21 protein-coding genes and 1 pseudogene are annotated in these 18,738 nt (G+C 35.1%); 15 read left to right on the top strand and 7 right to left on the bottom strand.

Annotation, left to right across the window (positions count from 1 at the left end; translation table 11 throughout):
- Positions 1–102: pseudogene (gene sufC, locus ABIQ27_RS08775) on the top strand (Fe-S cluster assembly ATPase SufC); the annotation flags it as partial.
- 64 nt (positions 103–166) lie between these two features.
- Positions 167–1,483, top strand: coding sequence for a Fe-S cluster assembly protein SufD (sufD, locus tag ABIQ27_RS08770; protein WP_348033504.1), 1,317 nt, complete (start codon positions 167–169; stop codon positions 1,481–1,483).
- Positions 1,484–1,520: 37 nt separating this feature from the next.
- On the opposite strand, the gene ABIQ27_RS08765 is transcribed toward sufD, so the two are convergent.
- Together ABIQ27_RS08765 and ABIQ27_RS08760 are read right to left on the bottom strand one after the other, a co-directional pair.
- A complete protein-coding gene (locus ABIQ27_RS08765; protein ID WP_348033503.1) occupies positions 1,521–2,207 on the bottom strand; it encodes a hypothetical protein in 687 nt (228 codons plus the stop codon).
- Positions 2,208–2,434: 227 nt separating this feature from the next.
- Positions 2,435–3,781: a serine hydrolase gene (locus ABIQ27_RS08760; protein WP_348033502.1), complete on the bottom strand. Its 1,347-nt coding sequence runs from the start codon at positions 3,779–3,781 to the stop codon at positions 2,435–2,437.
- 236 nt (positions 3,782–4,017) lie between these two features.
- Here ABIQ27_RS08760 and ABIQ27_RS08755 point away from each other — a divergent pair, with 236 nt between their 5' ends.
- The 6 genes from ABIQ27_RS08755 (at position 4,018) to ABIQ27_RS08730 (ending at position 8,034) form a co-directional block, all read left to right on the top strand.
- Complete coding sequence (locus tag ABIQ27_RS08755) at positions 4,018–5,238, top strand: cysteine desulfurase (RefSeq protein ID WP_348033501.1); 1,221 nt, start codon at positions 4,018–4,020, stop codon at positions 5,236–5,238.
- Between the two features lie 69 nt (positions 5,239–5,307).
- Positions 5,308–5,745 carry a hypothetical protein gene (locus tag ABIQ27_RS08750; RefSeq protein WP_348033500.1) on the top strand — a complete coding sequence of 146 codons (438 nt, stop codon included), beginning with the start codon at positions 5,308–5,310 and terminating at the stop codon, positions 5,743–5,745.
- Positions 5,742–6,161, top strand: coding sequence for a SufE family protein (locus ABIQ27_RS08745; RefSeq protein ID WP_348033499.1), 420 nt, complete (start codon positions 5,742–5,744; stop codon positions 6,159–6,161). Before ABIQ27_RS08750 ends, ABIQ27_RS08745 begins: the two co-directional genes overlap by 4 nt.
- A gap of 5 nt (positions 6,162–6,166) precedes the next feature.
- Positions 6,167–6,490 (top strand): SUF system Fe-S cluster assembly protein, encoded by a 324-nt coding sequence (locus ABIQ27_RS08740; protein WP_121314956.1) that lies wholly within the window; start codon positions 6,167–6,169, stop codon positions 6,488–6,490.
- A 71-nt stretch (positions 6,491–6,561) separates the two neighbouring features.
- The gene (locus ABIQ27_RS08735) at positions 6,562–7,068 is read left to right on the top strand and encodes a DUF2480 family protein (RefSeq protein WP_348033498.1); all 507 of its coding nucleotides are present in this window, start codon (positions 6,562–6,564) and stop codon (positions 7,066–7,068) included.
- Positions 7,069–7,140: 72 nt separating this feature from the next.
- Complete coding sequence (locus ABIQ27_RS08730) at positions 7,141–8,034, top strand: DUF3078 domain-containing protein (protein ID WP_348033497.1); 894 nt, start codon at positions 7,141–7,143, stop codon at positions 8,032–8,034.
- Positions 8,035–8,083: 49 nt separating this feature from the next.
- Here the strand turns inward: ABIQ27_RS08730 and ABIQ27_RS08725 are convergent, their stop codons facing one another.
- Both ABIQ27_RS08725 and ABIQ27_RS08720 read right to left on the bottom strand, forming a co-directional pair.
- Positions 8,084–9,226, bottom strand: a complete 1,143-nt coding sequence (locus ABIQ27_RS08725) for a cystathionine gamma-synthase (protein ID WP_348033496.1) — start codon at positions 9,224–9,226, stop codon at positions 8,084–8,086.
- Between the two features lie 58 nt (positions 9,227–9,284).
- Entirely contained in the window at positions 9,285–9,740 is a 456-nt protein-coding gene (locus tag ABIQ27_RS08720; protein WP_348033495.1) for a DinB family protein, read from the bottom strand.
- A 69-nt stretch (positions 9,741–9,809) separates the two neighbouring features.
- Between ABIQ27_RS08720 and ABIQ27_RS08715 the strand changes: the two genes are divergently transcribed.
- The 6 genes from ABIQ27_RS08715 (at position 9,810) to nadD (ending at position 13,636) form a co-directional block, all read left to right on the top strand.
- Positions 9,810–10,163: an ArsC/Spx/MgsR family protein gene (locus ABIQ27_RS08715; protein WP_348033494.1), complete on the top strand. Its 354-nt coding sequence runs from the start codon at positions 9,810–9,812 to the stop codon at positions 10,161–10,163.
- Positions 10,163–11,053, top strand: coding sequence for a DMT family transporter (locus ABIQ27_RS08710; protein WP_348033493.1), 891 nt, complete (start codon positions 10,163–10,165; stop codon positions 11,051–11,053). The genes ABIQ27_RS08715 and ABIQ27_RS08710 overlap by 1 nt, the downstream gene beginning before the upstream one ends.
- Before the next feature lie 93 nt (positions 11,054–11,146).
- A complete protein-coding gene (locus ABIQ27_RS08705; protein WP_348033492.1) occupies positions 11,147–12,007 on the top strand; it encodes a YicC/YloC family endoribonuclease in 861 nt (286 codons plus the stop codon).
- A gap of 42 nt (positions 12,008–12,049) precedes the next feature.
- Complete coding sequence (gmk, locus tag ABIQ27_RS08700) at positions 12,050–12,619, top strand: guanylate kinase (protein ID WP_348033491.1); 570 nt, start codon at positions 12,050–12,052, stop codon at positions 12,617–12,619.
- Between the two features lie 36 nt (positions 12,620–12,655).
- Entirely contained in the window at positions 12,656–12,919 is a 264-nt protein-coding gene (locus ABIQ27_RS08695) for a four helix bundle protein (protein ID WP_348033490.1), read from the top strand.
- A 135-nt stretch (positions 12,920–13,054) separates the two neighbouring features.
- The gene (nadD, locus tag ABIQ27_RS08690) at positions 13,055–13,636 is read left to right on the top strand and encodes a nicotinate (nicotinamide) nucleotide adenylyltransferase (protein WP_348033489.1); all 582 of its coding nucleotides are present in this window, start codon (positions 13,055–13,057) and stop codon (positions 13,634–13,636) included.
- 1 nt (position 13,637) lies between these two features.
- Here the strand turns inward: nadD and ABIQ27_RS08685 are convergent, their stop codons facing one another.
- Both ABIQ27_RS08685 and ABIQ27_RS08680 read right to left on the bottom strand, forming a co-directional pair.
- Positions 13,638–15,323 (bottom strand): tetratricopeptide repeat protein, encoded by a 1,686-nt coding sequence (locus ABIQ27_RS08685; RefSeq protein ID WP_348033488.1) that lies wholly within the window; start codon positions 15,321–15,323, stop codon positions 13,638–13,640.
- A 2-nt stretch (positions 15,324–15,325) separates the two neighbouring features.
- Positions 15,326–16,870 (bottom strand): T9SS type A sorting domain-containing protein, encoded by a 1,545-nt coding sequence (locus ABIQ27_RS08680; RefSeq protein ID WP_348033487.1) that lies wholly within the window; start codon positions 16,868–16,870, stop codon positions 15,326–15,328.
- A gap of 142 nt (positions 16,871–17,012) precedes the next feature.
- Here ABIQ27_RS08680 and ABIQ27_RS08675 point away from each other — a divergent pair, with 142 nt between their 5' ends.
- Positions 17,013–18,008 carry an NAD(P)H-dependent glycerol-3-phosphate dehydrogenase gene (locus ABIQ27_RS08675; RefSeq protein WP_348033486.1) on the top strand — a complete coding sequence of 332 codons (996 nt, stop codon included), beginning with the start codon at positions 17,013–17,015 and terminating at the stop codon, positions 18,006–18,008.
- Positions 18,009–18,240: 232 nt separating this feature from the next.
- On the opposite strand, the gene ABIQ27_RS08670 is transcribed toward ABIQ27_RS08675, so the two are convergent.
- A complete protein-coding gene (locus ABIQ27_RS08670) occupies positions 18,241–18,648 on the bottom strand; it encodes a hypothetical protein (protein WP_348033485.1) in 408 nt (135 codons plus the stop codon).
- Positions 18,649–18,738: the final 90 nt, after the last annotated feature.

Here is an 18,738-nt window from a genome sequence, read left to right as displayed (position 1 = left end):
GTTTTGATGGATGGAAAAATCGTAAAATCGGGCGGAAAAGAACTGGCTTACGAATTAGAGGAAAAAGGATACGACTGGATTAAAGCGGAAATAGAAGTCTAAAAAGTTATCAGTTCTCTGTTTTCAGTCACTGAAAACCGACAACCGACAACAGACAACAAAAAACATGGAATTGAAAGATAAATTAATCTCGTCTTTTATGGCGTTCGAAGAAAGCATCGATGTGCACAATGAGCTGCATGACGTTAGAACTTCTGCTATAAAAAACTTTGAAAATAAAGGTTTCCCAACCAAAAAAGAAGAAGCATGGAAATACACTTCGCTGAACGCCATTTTAAAAAATGACTATTCGGTATTTCCAAAACATGAGAATGCGGTTGAGTTTAAAGATGTAAAGAAATATTTCCTGCACGAAATTGACACACACAAAGTGATTTTTGTTGATGGGAAATTCAGTTCATTTTTATCGGCAACAACGCATGATGGATTGGATGTTTGCCTCATGTCATCGGCATTGAACAAACCGAAATACAAAATGGTAATTGATGAGTATTTCAATAAAATTGCCAGTAAAGACGAAAGTTTGACTACGCTAAATACGGCTTTCGCCAATGAAGGAGCGTATATCAACATTCCGAAAAGCAAAGTGGTAGAGAAACCTATCGAAATCATTTATTTCTCGACCGGTGTTGAAAGCGCTTTGATGGTACAACCAAGAAATTTGGTAATCGTTGGTGAAAATGCTCATGTTCAGATTATCGAAAGACATCAATCGTTAAATGAAAATCCAGTGCTGACAAATTCGGTTACGGAGATTTTTGCTCAAAAAAGAGCTATCGTTGATTACTATAAAATCCAAAACGATTTGCAATCGGCAAATCTGATTGACAACACATATATTTCTCAAAAACAGGAAAGCAGGGTTTCGGTCCATACCTTTTCTTTTGGTGGAAACATCACAAGAAACAACCTGAATTTTTACCATTTTGGAGAAAGAATCGATTCGACTTTAAAAGGTATTACTATCATTGGCGACAAGCAGCATGTAGATCATTACACTTTGGTAAATCATGCGACGCCAAACTGCGAAAGTCATCAGAACTATAAAACCATCTTAGCAGATAACTCAACAGGAGTTTTCAACGGTAAGATTTATGTTGAAAAAGAAGCTCAAAAAACGGATGCTTTTCAGCAGAATAACAACATTCTTTTAGGCGATAAAGCAACTATCAACGCTAAACCACAATTGGAAATTTTTGCTGACGATGTGAAATGTTCTCACGGATGTACCATCGGACAATTGGATGAAAACGCTATGTTCTATATGCAGCAACGTGGAATTCCAAAGAAAGAAGCCAAAGCATTATTGATGTATGCCTTTAGTAATGAAGTTATCGAAAGCATAAAAATCCCGGAACTAAAACAACGAATTACCAAAATCATTGCTACCAAATTGGGCGTGAGTCTAGGGTTTGATTTATAATAAAAAGGCTGTCATTTGACAGCCTTTTTTATGGATATTAATGAAGCGTATAGCTTGTCAGATATCTTGTCGTATCTGAACCGTCTGCAGTACTGGTTTCATGTTCATAAATCTCTCCAATATCTTTTGCGTACCAATACTCGCCAGTTATATTACTAATTTGCCCATTAGCATTTATAACAGCGGTCAACGCTACTTTTATGATGTTATTATAGGTAACACTTTCTATAATTTCACTTACATCTCTTGCTGTTACGGTACCTGTATAAGTGATATGCGCATTAAAACTACCAGTGCCAGCAGCACCTGAATAATTTACTTTTGGATTAGCTGTTCCGCTCCAGGTTTCGCCAACAGCAAGATCATCTTTCAAAATCTTCAGTTCGTAGGGCTGTATTGTAATAGACGTACCACTCTGAACTTGAGTGACAGCTCCTGTTCTTCCATAATAACTGGCGCCTTTTTTTGCCACCCAATTTTGATTATTAAAAGGACTTTGGGTATCGGTCATTTCATAATACGTAGCACCTTCAAAAGTTGTCGTTCCAATCAAATTTACTTCTGTAACTGTTGAGCCATTGGTGTAGTCCCATTTGTTGTTAACTGCCATTGGGAAATAATCTCCCGATGTTGTTCCGTTTGAATCTCCTGAATCATTACTGCTGCAGGAAGAAAAAGCAGCAAGAATCAGTAATGCTAAAATTTTAAAATTGTTTCTTTTCATGAATTTGTTTTTTAGTATGGATTTCAAATATAAACTTTTTTGTGAGAAATTTATTTTTCTCTTATATACATTATTAATAAAATAAACCCAAAAGGAACCAAAATAACACCAAGTAAAAGGCAAATTGTACTTATAAGACTTCCAATTGCAGTCAAAAAAGCAAAAGCAAGTAGAAGATAACCCACAAGTATTGACATAGCTGACTTTAACCCTTTCCTTTTCATAATTTATTTCTTTAAACTTCCAATAACATCTCTCAAAAAGCCATTAAAATCAAAGTCGGGTTCCTCGGTTAAACCCATTCGCACAATCACTAAATCCTGACTCGGAATAATTGCAACCATTTGTCCCTGATAACCGCTGCAATAATACATATCGCGCGGGACATCCGGGAAATAGCCTCCGGCATTTATCCAAAATTGCGCTCCATATTTTCCGTTTGAAGTGTTGGTTGGCGTTGCCACATATTTCGCCCAACTTTCATCAAAAAGCTGCTCACCGTTCCAATTCCCTTTATGCAAATACAGTAAGCCAAACTTTGCCCAATCACGCGTGGTTGCCCAACCGTAAGAGGAACCAACAAAGTTTCCTGACATATCAGTCTCAATCAAAGCCGAATTCATCCCGATTTTATCTAACAGTGATGAATACCAAAAATCTAAATATTCCTGATGTGTTTTGAATTGCTTTCTCAATATTCCACTCAATAAATTGGTCGTTCCCGATGAATAATACCAATATGTATCTGGTTTGAATTTGGCAGGTTTTTCCAATTGGCAACGGCTCATATCTTCAGCCTGAAAAAGCATTTTGGTAGCATCACAAATTTTGGTATAATCTTCTTCCCATTCCAAACCAGAGTTCATGTGTAGTAAATCGTTAATTGTGATTTTGGAGCGTTCATCATTCTTCCACTCCGCAATTGGAGCCGGATTCATAATGTCAATCTTGCCCTGTTTTTGCAGAATCCCAAAATAGGTTCCGGTCAAACTTTTTGTCATCGACCAACCTAAAATTTTAGAAGTAGCCGTAAAACCGGGAGCATATTTTTCGGCAATCAAATGATCTTTATAAAGTACAACCACAGAACGTGTTCGTTTTTTCTTTTGTCCTTCTTTATCAAAGGCATCTTCAACAGCTTTAATTAGTTTGTAATAATCAATGTTGGCGAAAACACTGTCTTCAGGATTGTTATTCCCCAATGGATATGGCAAATTGTTTTTTATAAAAGTTCTTTTTGGAACTTCATACGATTTGGCAACATCAAAATCCCCGTTGATTAAAGTCGCGCCCAAACCTTCTCTGTAAATCGCTTTGCGCTCTTTTAATCCGTGAACGGTTGAGGTTGCAAATTTCCCTTTATCATTTATTTCATTTGTTGCCCAATCTATTTTCGGAATGTCATTGTCGCCCTGCTGAATAATTTCCAAATTACGATTATCAATAAAATGTCCGGAAGCCACACTTTTTGCCGAAAAACCAGAAATCAAATCGAGTTGTGGATAAATAGCAATGCGTAAATAAACCAAAACAATAAGCAATAAAACAGTTAGAACTTTGAGTAATTTTTTCATAGAGAATTGAATTTGATGCAATTTATAAATAAGTAGCCACGAATGCATGAATAATTTTTTGTTAGGTTTCAAAAAGAAAATTTATGTAAATAATTTAATGCTTAAAATATTCGTGTATTCGTGGCCTTTTAAAAATTAAATAATAACCACAAACAAATCATAAATATTCGTGAATTCGTGGCTTTTTAAAGTCCAATTTTTCTACTTTTGTATTTAGAATTTTTCTAAATAAAGAAATGTTAGATATAAATAAAATCAGAGCCGATTTCCCTATTCTCAACCAAGAGGTAAACGGAAAACCGCTCGTCTATTTTGATAATGGCGCGACTTCGCAAAAACCACAAGCTGTAATTGATGCTATTGTAGATTATTACTCGCGTTACAATGCCAATATTCATCGTGGCGTTCATACACTAAGCCAAATTGCAACAGATGCTTATGAGCAATCACGACTAAAAATTCAGCAGCATTTTAATGCAAAACACAATTATGAAATCATCTTTACTTCGGGAACAACCGAAAGTATAAATTTGGTTGCCAATGGTTTTGCATCGTTGTTAAAAAAAGATGACGAAATCATTGTTTCTGCATTGGAACATCACAGTAATATTGTGCCTTGGCAAATGCTGTGCGAACATACCGGAGCCAAGCTGTTGGTAATTCCGATGAATTATAATGGCGAATTGCTGATGGATGAATACGAGAAATTGCTTTCTGATAAAACCAAATTGGTTGTCTGCAATCATATCTCGAATGGTTTGGGAACAATCAATCCGATTGAATTTATAATCGAAAAAGCACATAAAGCTGGAGCCGCTGTTTTAATTGATGGAGCACAAGCTTGTCCACATTTAAAACCAGATGTTCAGGCATTGAATGTCGATTTTTATGTAACTTCGGCTCACAAAATGTGTGGACCAACCGGTGTTGGAATGTTATATGGAAAAGAAGAATGGCTTCGAAAATTGCCACCATATAAAGGCGGAGGCGAAATGATAGCTACGGTAACTTTTGAAAAAACAACCTATGCCGATTTGCCTCATAAATTTGAAGCAGGAACACCAAATATTTGCGGCGGAATTGTTTTTGGAACCGCCATCGATTATATGAATGCAGTTGGTTTTGATAACATTGCTTCCCATGAAAAAAAGTTGTTGGAATACGGAACAAAAAAGTTGTTGGAATTGGATGGCATTGAAATCTACGGGCCAAAAGATTTGAATAAAAAAACATCCGTAATTTCGTTTAATCTCAAAGGAATTCATCCTTATGACGTTGGCACGATTATCGATAAACTGGGCATTGCAGTACGAACCGGACATCATTGCGCCCAGCCAATTATGGATTTTTATAAAATCCCCGGGACAATAAGAGCAAGTTTTGCTTTTTATAATACCAAAGAAGAAATAGATTTGATGATTGAAGCGTTGAAGAAAGCTCAAATGATGTTATCCTAAAAAAATAAAATATGGAACTAGCTCAAAAAGATAGTTCCATCTGACCATAAAAACAAATAATTAAGACAGATGAAAGCAATTACCATGATTTTATTGACTATTTTCCTAGGAAAAAGTTGTTCAAACGAAGCTCAAAATGATATTGCCAACGCAACATTACAATACTCGGCATCAACACGTGGGTTTTTCCAAAAAATTGTTATTATCAATCAAAAAGCAACTATATCGAGAGATAGAAATAGCGAGAAAGCTCCTGAAGAACTAACGATTTCAGATAAAGACTGGGAAGAAATCATTGGCTACTTTGAAAAGATTGATTTGGAAAAAGTACCAACCTTAAAAGACCCAACGCAAAAAAGATTTTATGATGGTGCTGCAATTGCCAATTTAAAAATACGTTACCAGGATAAAAACTATGAAACAGTTGATTTCGATCACGGATTTCCGCCAGCGGAAATCGAAAAATTGGTTAACAAAATAGTTTCAATAGCTAAAGCAAAAGAATGACAATACAAGAAATACAAGACGAAATCGTTGAAGAGTTTTCAATGTTTGACGATTGGATGCAACGCTACGAATACATTATCGATTTGGGAAAAGGATTGCCGCTGATTGATGAACAATACAAAACCGAAGATAATATTATCAAAGGCTGTCAGTCAAAAGTTTGGGTTCACGCTGAGCAAAATGATGACAAAGTAGTTTTCACTGCTGATAGTGATGCTATACTGACCAAAGGAATTATCGCGATTTTGATTCGGGCTTTTTCCAATCAAAAAGCTGCAGATATTCTGGAAGCCAATACCGATTTTATCGATGAAATTGGATTAAAAGAACACTTATCGCCAACACGTGCCAATGGTTTGGTTTCGATGATAAAAAAAATAAAAATGTATGCATTGGCATTCAGTGCAAAAAATTAAAAAACATGGAAGAATTTAAAGATGATATCAATTTAGGAGAAAATGTGGTAAAAACGCTGAAAGGCATTTACGACCCTGAAATTCCGGTTGATATTTATGAGCTAGGATTAATCTACGATGTGATGATTAATGAAGATAATGAAGTAAAAGTATTGATGACTCTGACTTCGCCAAATTGTCCCGTAGCCGAAACATTGCCACGCGAAGTCGAAGAAAAAATAAAAAAGATTGATACTGTTAAATCATGCGAAGTAGAAATTACTTTTGATCCGCCATGGAGCAAAGATTTGATGAGCGAAGAAGCAAAATTAGAACTGGGAATGCTATAAAACTAGTATCCAGTTTTCAGTCTCAGTTTTCAGAATACTGCGGCTGCGAACTGCGACTGTAGACTAAAAAGATGGATGAAATCATAAATAAAGTAGCCAATTCTGTGCTCGAAGTTTTCGATTTGGAAGATTATTATCCAAATGGCATTCGAACGCAAATTGACATTTCACAATGGCTTTTGGAAGGTTTTTTATTAAAAGAAAAAGACTTTCGTGAATCGCTGAAAAATCACGATTGGAAGCAATATGAAAATCAGTATGTTGCTATTGATTGTTCAACGGATGCTATAATTCCCGCTTGGGCAAGCATCTTGGTTACAGTTTATCTTTCTCCATTTGCCAAAAAAGTGGTTATGGGCAGTCTTTCCGATTTAGAAACAGCACTTTACCAGGAAATTCTCCCAACATTAGATTACTCAAAATATCAGGATAAACCGGTTATTTTAAAAGGTTGTTCCAAAAAACCTGTTCCCGAAAATGCTTATATTATGGCGATTCAAAAACTACAGCCATTTGCCAAAAGCATCATGTATGGAGAAGCATGTTCAGCCGTTCCATTATTCAAAAAAGGAAAATAGTTTAGTTTTAAGAAGATTTGAATTTGAAAAATGTATTAGTACCTTTGCCAAAATTTTTAAATCTAACTAAGAATGAAAAAGATTTTACTATTGATTGTAATGACATTCTCAATGCAGTGTGTGTTTTCTCAGGTAAACGAAAAAGAATTACTAAAGAAAACAGAAGAAGCCGTCGCTAAAATTAATGAAGAAAAACCTAATGGCTGGGTCAAAAAAGGGATGTTTACTTTTTTGCTTAATCAGGCAAATTTCAACAATTGGTTAGCCGGTGGACAAAGCAGTGTTTCCGGTAATGCCGGTGTGAAATATGATTTCAACTATAAAAGCGATACCTGGACATGGGATAACAAATTTTTTGCTAACTATGGTTTGACTAAACTTCAGGGACAAGATATCCAAAAGACAGATGACAGAGTAGAATTCAATTCGCTTCTTGGTAAAAAAGCGACCGGAGAATGGTATTACTCCGCTTTCTTTAACTTCAAAACGCAGTTCGATTCTGGTTTTGACCCAGCAGATAACATAACAAAAATTTCACATTTCTTCTCTCCGGCTTATTTCCAATTGGGAATTGGTATGTTGTGGAAGAAAAGCGATAATTTAAAAATAAACGTTGCGCCGGCAACTTCTAAATTGATTTTGGTTCATAAACATTTCACCGATTTAGGACCATCTTTTGGTGTGCTGCAAGGTGATAGCACCCGTTATGAATTTGGAGCTGCTTTGAATGGTTATTATAAGTTCAATATGATAGAAAATGTAACAGCTGAGAACATCCTGAATTTATACACCAATTATTTGGAAGATGCTCAAAATGTAGACGTTGATTACACATTAAATATCGTAATGAAAGTCAATAAAAATATATCAACCAATATATCATTTCAAACCATTTATGACGACAACGCTTTCAGAGGATTTCAAACAAGGGAAGTCATCGGAATTGGCGTGAATTATGGTTTCTAAAATAAATTAAAGCATAAAAAAAGCCTCGAGAAATCGAGGCTTTTTTGTTTTATCTAAAAGCTTGTTCAATATCGGCTAATAAATCGTCAATATCTTCAACGCCGGTACTCAATCGGACTAAATCATCGGTAATTCCGATTTCTTTTCGCTTATCTTCCGGAATAGAAGCGTGCGTCATTAACGCTGGATGATTCGCCAAACTCTCAACGCCACCAAGCGATTCTGCCAAAGTGAACACTTTAAGTTTTTCAAGGAAAGCAACAGCATCTTCTTTTTTTCCTGATTTGAATGTAAATGAAACCATTCCGCCAAAACCGCTCATTTGCTTTTTGGCAATATCATGAAAAGGGTGACTTGGCAATCCCGGATAATAAACAGTTTCTACTTCAGGATGATTGCTTAAAAAAGCGGCTACTTTTTCACCGTTTTCACAATGTCTTTGTACACGCAGATGCAATGTTTTGATTCCGCGCAAAACTAGGAAACTATCCATTGGCCCTAATGTTGCTCCGGTTGCGAATTGTTTGAAATGCAATTCATCGCCCAACGCTTTATCTTTTATAATCAATGCTCCAGCAATGACATCCGAATGTCCGCCAAGATATTTGGTAGCCGAATGCATCACGATATCAGCACCCAAATCTAAAGGTTTTTGAAGATATGGCGTAGCAAACGTATTATCAACAGCAAAAAGGATATTTTTTGATTTGGTGATTTTAGAAATTTCCTGAATATCGGCCAATTTCATCAACGGATTGGTTGGCGTTTCCACCCAAACCAACTTCGTGTTTTCATTGATTAGCGATTGGAATTTAGCAATATCATTCATATCCACAAAATGGAATTTAAGTCCGCTGTCTTTATAAATACGGGTAAACATTCTATAAGTTCCACCGTATAAATCGTCCATTGCGATGATTTCATCACCAGCTTTGAATAAACGTAACAAACAATCTGTGGCGGCTAATCCTGATGAAAAAGCTAAACCACGAGCACCATTTTCTATCGAAGCTAACGCATCTTCCAAAGCCTGACGCGTTGGATTGGCAGCTCTTGAATATTCGTAATCACCAACAGGTTTTCCCGGTGAAGTTTGTGCGTATGTTGAGGTTAGAAACACTGGCGGCATTACAGCTCCGGTAACTTCTTCATGATGTTGGCCACCATGTATAACTTTAGTATTGAATTTCATTTTAGTTAATTTTTGGCAAAGATATTTTAATTTTTTGGATGCGGAAGCAGGTTTAACGTTATATAAACTTTCGAATATTCATCATAAAGCCCATGTGCAAAGCCTCGTGATAATTATTGAAATTCATAGCTTCCATCGTTGTTGCCAAATGAAATCCGGTACCGGTGGTATATTCATTATAGGTGACAAATTTTCCGTTAGCATAATCTTCTTTTGTCTTTTCTACCAATGAAAAAAGAAGCTCTTTTAGTTCATCAATTTCGGCTTGCGTTGTTGTTCCAGTTGGTTTAGAACCATTTTTATAGGTATTGGTCATTTCTTCCGAAACGTTGCTCGGCAAACCCGAAAGACGATACACCAATCCTTGTTGCGCGACAATAATATGACCAAAATTCCAAGCCAAATTGTTGCTGAAACCTTCCGGAATTTTGTTCAATTGTTCCAAAGAATAGCTTTCTATCAGCTTGAGATGATGTTTTCTGTTGGTTTCCCAAATTTTGAAAGTTGCGTCCATGATTTTAAATTTTTATCAAAAATACAGATTATAAATTTTAAATGAATTTCCTTTGTAAAAAGAAATTCCATGACGAATAAAATTTACTATTTAGCTTCGTGCGACACCTGCAGAAAAATTATAAAATCACTTCCAAATTCTGATAAATTGGAATTCCACGACATTCGTCAAAACCCAATTACCGAGGCAGCATTAGAAGAAATGCATTCGCTTTCCGGAAGCTATGAAGCTTTGTTTAGCAAAAAAGCTCAGCTTTATAAATCAATGGATTTAAAAAACAAATCGTTGACCGAAGCTGATTACAAAAAATACATTTTAGAGCATTACACATTTTTAAGCCGACCGGTTTTTATCATCGATGACAAAATTTACATTGGTAACGGGCAGAAAAATATAATCGAAGTTATAAAAGCACTTTCTTAATGTCAAAAAGAACCTGGGCATTGATTGCCGCCATGATTGTTTCGTTAATTTACGGCGTTTCGTTTACGATTGCCAAAGACGTCATGCCGGTTTATATCAAACCTTTTGGGTTTATTTTATTGCGTGTTTTTGGTGCGACAATTTTATTTTGGGCAGTTTCCTTTTTTGGGCCAAAAGAAAAAATTCAGCTTCAGGATTTCCCTAGAATAGCAGCCGCAGCTTTTTTTGGCGTGGCTCTAAATATGCTGACTTTCTTTAAAGGATTGAGTTTCACTTCGCCAATATCGGCAGCGGTGATTATGGTTACGACACCCATAATTGTCCTGATTCTTTCTGCGATTATTATCAACGAAAAAATAAAACTCAAAAAGATTCTTGGAATTTTACTCGGCCTTTTCGGCACAGGATTTTTGATTCTGTATGGCAAATCAATCGGCAACGCTACGGATGCTTCGCTTGGGAATTTATTGGTTTTTGTCAATGCGGTTTCGTATGCTTTTTATTTGATTGTGGTCAAAAAACTGATGGATAAATACAATGCATTTACGTTTGTCAAATGGATTTATACTTTTGGTTTGCTGATGGTTTTGCCATTTGGCTGGAATGAATATCAGGAAATTCAGTGGGCAGCAATTCCGAATCACATTCTTTGGGAAATTGGTTTTGTGGTTTTGTTTACGACGTTTTTCACCTATTTATTTAACCTGGTTTCGATGCGGGAACTGAAGCCAACAACCATTGCTGTTTTTATTTATCTGCAGCCACTTTTCGCAACTATTTTTGCCATAAGTTTAGGAAAAGACGAACTGACATTGGTCAAAATTATTTCGGCAGTTTTGATATTTGTTGGCGTTTATCTGGTAACAATCAAAAAAGTGAAGAGTGAGTAGTAATTAGTGATTAGTTTCCTAAAGATGATGCTAATTACTTGTCACTAATTACTAATTACTTTATTATATTTGTGACTATTAGAAAATAAAAGAATGATACAATCAATGACCGGTTTTGGGAAAGCAACTTTGCAATTGCCAAATAAAAAAATCACCGTAGAAATCAAATCACTAAACTCAAAAGGTTTGGATTTAAATACCAGAATGCCATCAGTTTTCAGGGAAATGGAACTGGGTTTACGCAATCAGCTTTCGGCGCGATTGGAACGTGGAAAAATAGATTTTTCATTATATGTTGAAATTACCGGCGAAGAAACTTCGTCAAAAATCAACGTGCCAATTGTCAGAGGTTATATCAACCAAATGAAAGCCGTGATTCCAAATGCTGATGAAACCGAATTGATGAAAATGGCTGTTAGAATGCCCGATGCTTTAAAAACAGAGCGTGATGAAATTGATGAAAATGATTGGAAAAGAATCCAAACCGTAATTGATGAAGCATTGGAAAACATAGCACAATTCAGAAAAGATGAAGGCGTTTCACTCGAAAAAGAATTCCTGCACCGTATTGCCAATATCATGACTTTGATGAATAGTGCAGTAGCGTATGATGCCGAACGCGTTGAAACAGTAAAAACCAGATTGCGTACTGCTTTGGACGAATTAAAAGAAAATGTAGATGAAAACCGCTTCGAACAGGAATTGATTTTTTACCTCGAAAAATACGATATCACTGAAGAAAAAGTACGTTTGGAAAACCACTTAAATTATTTTATCGAAACCATCGCAGGAACAGAAGCCAACGGTAGAAAATTAGGTTTCATCACTCAGGAAATGGGAAGAGAAATCAACACTATGGGTTCAAAATCAAATCATACCGAAATGCAGAAACTGGTTGTGATGATGAAAGATGAATTGGAGAAAATCAAAGAACAGGTTTTGAATGTTTTGTAGAAAAGCTAAAAGCCAACAGCTAACAGCTAACAGCTTAAAATTATGATCAAAGGAAAATTATTAGTATTCTCAGCGCCGTCAGGCTCAGGAAAAACAACTATAGTCAGACATTTATTAGCACAACCTGAGTTGAATCTGGAGTTTTCCATTTCTGCTGCCACGCGCGAACTTCGGGGCGAAGAAGTGCATGGAAAAGATTATTATTTCATGTCGATTGCAGAATTCAAAAAGCACATCAAAGCCGATGATTTTATCGAATGGGAAGAAGTGTATCGCGATAATTTTTATGGCACACTGAAAAGCGAAGTCGAGCGTATTTGGGCAAAAGGCAAAAATGTAATTTTCGATATTGATGTTTCCGGCGGATTGCGAATAAAACATAAATTCCCAGCTGAAACTTTAGCGGTTTTTGTAAAGCCACCAAGTGTTGACGAATTGAAACGCCGTTTGAAAGAACGTTCTACTGAAAGCGAAGAAAAAATAAATATGCGTATCGCCAAAGCGCATGTTGAGTTGGCAACAGCTCCACAGTTTGATACGGTTATTAAGAATTATGATTTGGATATCGCCAAGCAGGAAGCCTACGAATTAGTTAAAGAGTTTATTAAGTGAGTAATTAGTGAAGAGTAATTAGTAATTAGCGTTCAAATGGGTGAAATTAAATCTTATAAAGACTTGTTGGTTTGGCAAAAAGGAATCAAAGTTGTAATTCTAGTTTATCAATTGGTCAAATCATTTCCAAAAGAAGAAATGTATGCTTTAACTAGTCAACTTAAAAGGGCTTCAGTTTCAATTCCATCCAATATCGCAGAAGGATTTGGTAGAAATACAGATAAATCATTTAGTCATTTTTTAGACATTTCAAGAGGTTCATTATATGAAGTTGAAACACAACTCTTAATTGCTAAATAACTAGGATTTATATCAGATGAAAAACTATTTCTAGAGATTTTGGGTCAAATAGAAGAACAATCAAAAATGATAAATGTTTTTTCTAAAACCCTACGAGACTAATCACTAATTACTTGTTACTAATCACTCGAAAAAATGAAAATCGGTTTATATTTCGGCACCTTTAATCCCATTCATATTGGGCACATGATTATTGCTAATCACATGGCCGAACATTCCGATTTGGATCAGATTTGGATGGTCGTAACGCCACACAATCCGCTAAAACAAAAGACCACTTTGCTTGATGATTACCAGCGTTTGCATATGGTCACTTTGGCAACCGAAGATTTCACTAAAATCAAGCCTTCTGATATTGAATTTAAATTAGCACAGCCCAGTTATACCGTAAACACGCTGGCGCATCTGGAAGAAAAATACCCAAAATATGAGTTTGCCTTAATCATGGGGGAAGACAATCTGAATTCGCTTCACAAATGGAAAAACTATGAAGTGATTTTGAACAATCATCATATTTATGTTTATCCAAGATTGAACTCAGGCGAAATTGACGAGCAGTTTGTAAATCATCCAAAAATCCATCGCGTTGGTGCGCCTGTAATTGAACTTTCCTCCACATTTATTCGCGAAAGCATCAAAAACAAAAAGAATGTAGCACCAATGTTACCACAAAAAGTTTGGGAATATATCGATAGCAGCGCTTTTTATAGAAAGTAAATTATTTGAAAGGTAAATTTGAAATATTAATTTCTGGTTTAAATCCTTTCGTGGCGAAATGATAATGAAAAGCAGAAGCCCATTCGTCTGCTCTCTCTACTTTTGGACCGATAGTAATTTCTTTTATCATAGATAATATTGGAACTAGTTCAATATATACTTTTGGCGGTCTTGGAGGAGTTAAATCTAAATCAACAATTTTGTCAAAGCCGTTAGCTTCTTTCATCACCAATCTTACTTCATTTTCATATTGATATTCAGCATTTTTGAATAGATAAGCTACCTCATTTAATAACTCAATGATTTTTAAAGTTTCATCTGGCTTTTTATCCTTTTTATCTTTGAAGGCGATTACTTCTAATTTTATTTCTTTCATAAATTTATTCAGTTTAGTAATCTCCGCAGCTTTTGCTTCTGAAAAAGTAAATTTACCATCATTTAAATAAGCCACTTTATAAAATTCTAACTCTTCGAAGTTTTTTAAATCCTCATTATTAGTCTTTAATTTTTGTTTGATACTTCCTTTCAATTCATCAATATCTATAGTTATAGAACATCCTTTAGCTTCTTCTAGATTTTCTTTTCCGTACATTCTCCATAAGGTTAAATCATTATTCTTTGAATGATTCACAAAACTGCCAATAAAGGGTTTTTTAGAAAAAATAGATGCATTAGGGCCACAATTGTTTTGAGTTGTGGAATCAAAATCTAAATATTTAAATAGAATTGTTCCTTCTGAAGTGTCATTTAAAAAGGCTCCTTCGGACAATCTAAACAGGGTTTCATTTAGAATCAAATATCTTGCAACTGAAATACTAGTATAATGTGTAACGTGCCCTTTTTTAAAGCACAATAATTCTTTAATTTTTGAAGTAATGTTATTGATTTTTTCGTATTGTTTGCTTTCTAAAATATTATCTATTTCTTCTATTCTTGATTTAGCAAAATCAACAAAATAATCATTCTCATTGATTTTGAGTTTTAGATATTTTTCAAGATTTTCTTTTGCATTTTCGTATTCATTCCTTAAAAAATAAATTAATGCCAAATTATAATATGGAAGAGGAAAATCTGACTTTATTTTAATGGATTTTTGATATTCTTCTTCAGCTTTTTCGTAGTTTTTTTTATCATAATAAAAAATCCCTAAATTATTGTAAACTGGGTAATAATTTGGATCAAGTTCAATTGCTTTTAAATAATAATTTTCAGCCTTTTTTAAATCTAATTGATGCTTATAAAAAATCCCTAGATTGTTGTAAATAATCGCATTATTAGGCTCAAGCTCCATGGCCATTTTATAGTGTTTTTCTGCTTTTTCATATTCCTTTTTAGCTTTATATAAATTTCCCAAACCGTTATATGGAGATGCATAATATAAATCAAGTTCAATTGCTTTCAAGTAATGGTTTTCTGCTTTTTGATATTCCTCTTTATCTTTATAAAGATTGCCTAAATAATTATTTATTTTGGCATTGTTAGGGTTTAATAGATAACCTTTATTTATTATAATTTCACATTCTTCTTTCTTTTTTAAATTCCATAATGCTTGTGTTTTTTCAGCATACAATTCAATATCATTATAACTCTCCAGAAGTTTATCTGTAAGTAAAGAATCAACTTCACTCCATTTCTTCTCTTCATTGAGCTTAATAGCTTTTTTTAATAAATTGTTTTTGTTTTCCATATTTATTGCTTTAAAAACTTAGTCGTTTTTGTTGAATCTCCAATAGTTGTCTGAACCAAATACCATCCATTTACCAAACTCGAAGCATCTATTTTTTCTTCAGAAGATAGAGTTGTTTTAGATAGTAAATTTTGTCCAAGAAGATTTGATATTTTAATTTCTGAAATGTTTTCTGAAGCTGAAACAGTCAAAATATCCGTTACCGGATTTGGATAAATGCGAAGATTTGAAGTATTGAAACCTGGCAAACCAAGTTCTTCTTCGACCGTTATGTTTATCACAAAAGAACCTGAACCATCAACATTAGAAGCCATAACCGTGTAATCGGTTGCCGGAGAAGGTTCAGTTGGCGTTCCGCTGATTGTTCCAGTTGCGGTATCAAAACTTAAACCCATTGACAAAGCAGGCGAAATGGAATAGCCGTAAGTATTGATTTTTCGAATTTTATTATTGCCATAATCGCAAACAAAAACATTATTTGAATCATCAATCGCAACGCCAGTTGGAAAATTAAATTGCGCTGAAGTTGAAACACCATCATTGAAACCCAGTGTTCCATTTCCGGCTAAAGTAGAAACAGTTCCATTATTGGTGATCTTTCTGATTTTATGATTTTCTTCGTCGGTGATATATAAATTATTGGCAGTATCGACAGCGACAATAGCAGGATAATAAAAAGTTGCTGCGGTGCCAATTCCATCAGCTGAACCAATTGTGCCATTTCCGGCGATGGTTGTAACTTCTCCCAAAGCATCAATTTTTCTAATTTTGTTGTTGTAATAATCGGCGACAAAAACATTCCCAAAACTGTCGACACAAACTCCGGTTGCACCATTAAATTCAGCTATCGTGACATTCCCATCGGTTGAGCCAATATTTCCGGTTCCGGCAAAAGTTGAAACGGTTCCGTCGGGCGTAATTTTTCTAATTTTGTTGTTTCCATAATCGGCTACATATAAATTATCGACAGCATCAACTGCCATTCCGGCCGGAAAATAAAAACTGGCTGCAGTTCCGATTCCTTCAGCAGCACCAATACTTCCGCTTCCTGCAAAAGTAGAAACGGTTCCATCTGGAGTAATTTTCCTGATTTTATGATTGCTCTGGTCTGATATAAAAAGATTGTTTTGTGAGTCGAAAACGCCACCATCAGGATATTTGAAACTCGCGGCCGTGCCAACACCATCAACTGTACCAATAGAACCCGAACCTGCAAAAGTAGTCACATCACCACTTGGCGTGATTTTTCTAATTTTGTGATTGCTTCTGTCAACGACAAAAATATTTCCGAAACCATCAATTGTAACAACAGTCGGCAGATTAAAACTAGCTGAAATACCATTTGCATCAGCAGAACCAACACTTCCGGAACCAGCGAGAGTTGAAACCAAGGTTTGCTCAATTATAGCTCCACCACTACTACTTGGAATCATAGTTATAATTCCCTGTCCAACAGTAAAAATATTCGGCGTTGTATAGCTAATAAATGGCGGTTGAGAATACGTTAAATTGAAGGTTAGTAATAGACAAAATATAATTCTATTCATGGTTTTGATAGTTTGTTCTGATGCAAATGTAATTTAAAAAGCAGAACAGATTGATTTATAGAGTCTAATAGATTTTGTTTTTTAAAAAGTTAAACAGTTCAGGTAAAATGAGTATTTTTGATAGATATAAATGTTTTTCTTCATGAATAAATCTCCAAAATTTGCAGTAATAGGTGGCGGAAGTTGGGCAACCGCAATTGCAAAAATGCTATGTGTCAATCTGGACGAAATTGCCTGGTACATGCGAAACGAATCGGCAATTGATCATATAAAAACGCAAAAACACAATCCAAATTATTTAAGCTCCGTTGAGTTTGATATTAAAAAACTCAGATTGACTTCTGATATAAATGAAGCTGTTGCTTATGCAGATTATATCATTTTCGCGATTCCATCCGCTTTCTTAAACGCTGAATTAGGAAAGTTAACAGTGAGTTTGAAGGATAAAGTCATTTTCTCTGCCATTAAAGGAATTGTTCCTGAAACAAGTTTAATTGTTGGAGAACATTTTAATAAAGTTTATGATATACCTTTTGAAAATATTGGTGTAATTACGGGTCCGTGTCACGCGGAAGAAGTTGCTTTGGAACGTCTTTCTTATTTGACGATTGCCTGTGGCGATTCGGATAAAGCTAAAGTTGTTGCTGATATTCTTTCCGGGAATTATATCAAAACCAAAATCTCCGACGATATTATCGGAACTGAATATGCCGCGATGCTGAAAAACATTTATGCCATTGCGGCCGGAATTGCACATGGTTTGGGTTATGGCGATAACTTCCAATCGGTGATAATGAGTAATTCTATTCGTGAGATGAAAAAATTCATCAAGAAAGTCCATAAAATGAAGCGTAACATCAATGACTCTGCTTATTTGGGCGATTTATTGGTTACAGGTTATTCGGTATTTTCCCGAAACAGAATGTTCGGAAACATGATTGGAAAAGGATACACAGTGAAATCAGCAATGATGGAAATGTCGATGGTTGCTGAAGGATATTATGCTGTGAAAAGTGCTTATAAACTAAACCAGGAATACAAAGCCAAAACGCCAATTATCGATGCGGTTTATCAGATTTTGTATGAAGGTAAAGAAGCAAAAGCAGTATTTAAAAAACTAACTGAAAAATTAGATTAAGATGATCGAAAGATGGAAATATCAGATTAAAACCGGCTGGCCTTTCGGGGTTATCATGCCAGTTGTCATAACTTTATTTGATTGGTTTGGATCTACATTTTCATTAATTGACGCCTTTTTTTCAAAAAGGTTTTTGATAGAATTAGTCATTTTTCTCTTTGTTGGGATTTTTGCAATTGGATATTCTAATTGGAGAGAAAGAGCAAAGAACGAAATGTATAATAAAAACTAACTATCTGACAATAACGCCATCTACAAACAAAATCGGCACTTCTTCCCTATTTTTTTCGTTGATGGAATCTTTGATAAAAGTAAATTTTTTGTCGTAAAGTGTGTTGCCAATAAAATAAGTTACCATAAACTCATTGTTGAGCTGGATTACACTTTGTTCAATCATTTCGACTTTTACAACAGAAACAGCTGGAATTTGGACAAATGCGTGGCGCAGGAGCGACGTTTTCTTCATTTCGCCATCAAGAGTGCCAAAAGCTTTAGAAACGACCATTACGCTGTCTAAATCGAAGTCAGAATCGTTAACCAAATAAACATTCCAAATGTTTTCCATAAAGTCATCGCTCCATTCGCGAACGGCGGCGAAGAAAACATTTTCTACTTCCGGTATGTTAATGTCAGATTTCATGATAGACTACTTAGACAAATTAGATTTTCAGACTGCTTAGATTAGCCCCGATTGCAATGGAAATCCTCGCAGAGATTGTAATGGAAAGCG

The organism is Flavobacterium sp. (assembly GCF_039916025.1).
In the GTDB taxonomy this organism is placed as follows: domain Bacteria; phylum Bacteroidota; class Bacteroidia; order Flavobacteriales; family Flavobacteriaceae; genus Flavobacterium.
The sequence above is the reverse complement of the archived record's forward strand: the minus strand, read 5'-3'. Positions and strand labels throughout refer to the sequence as shown.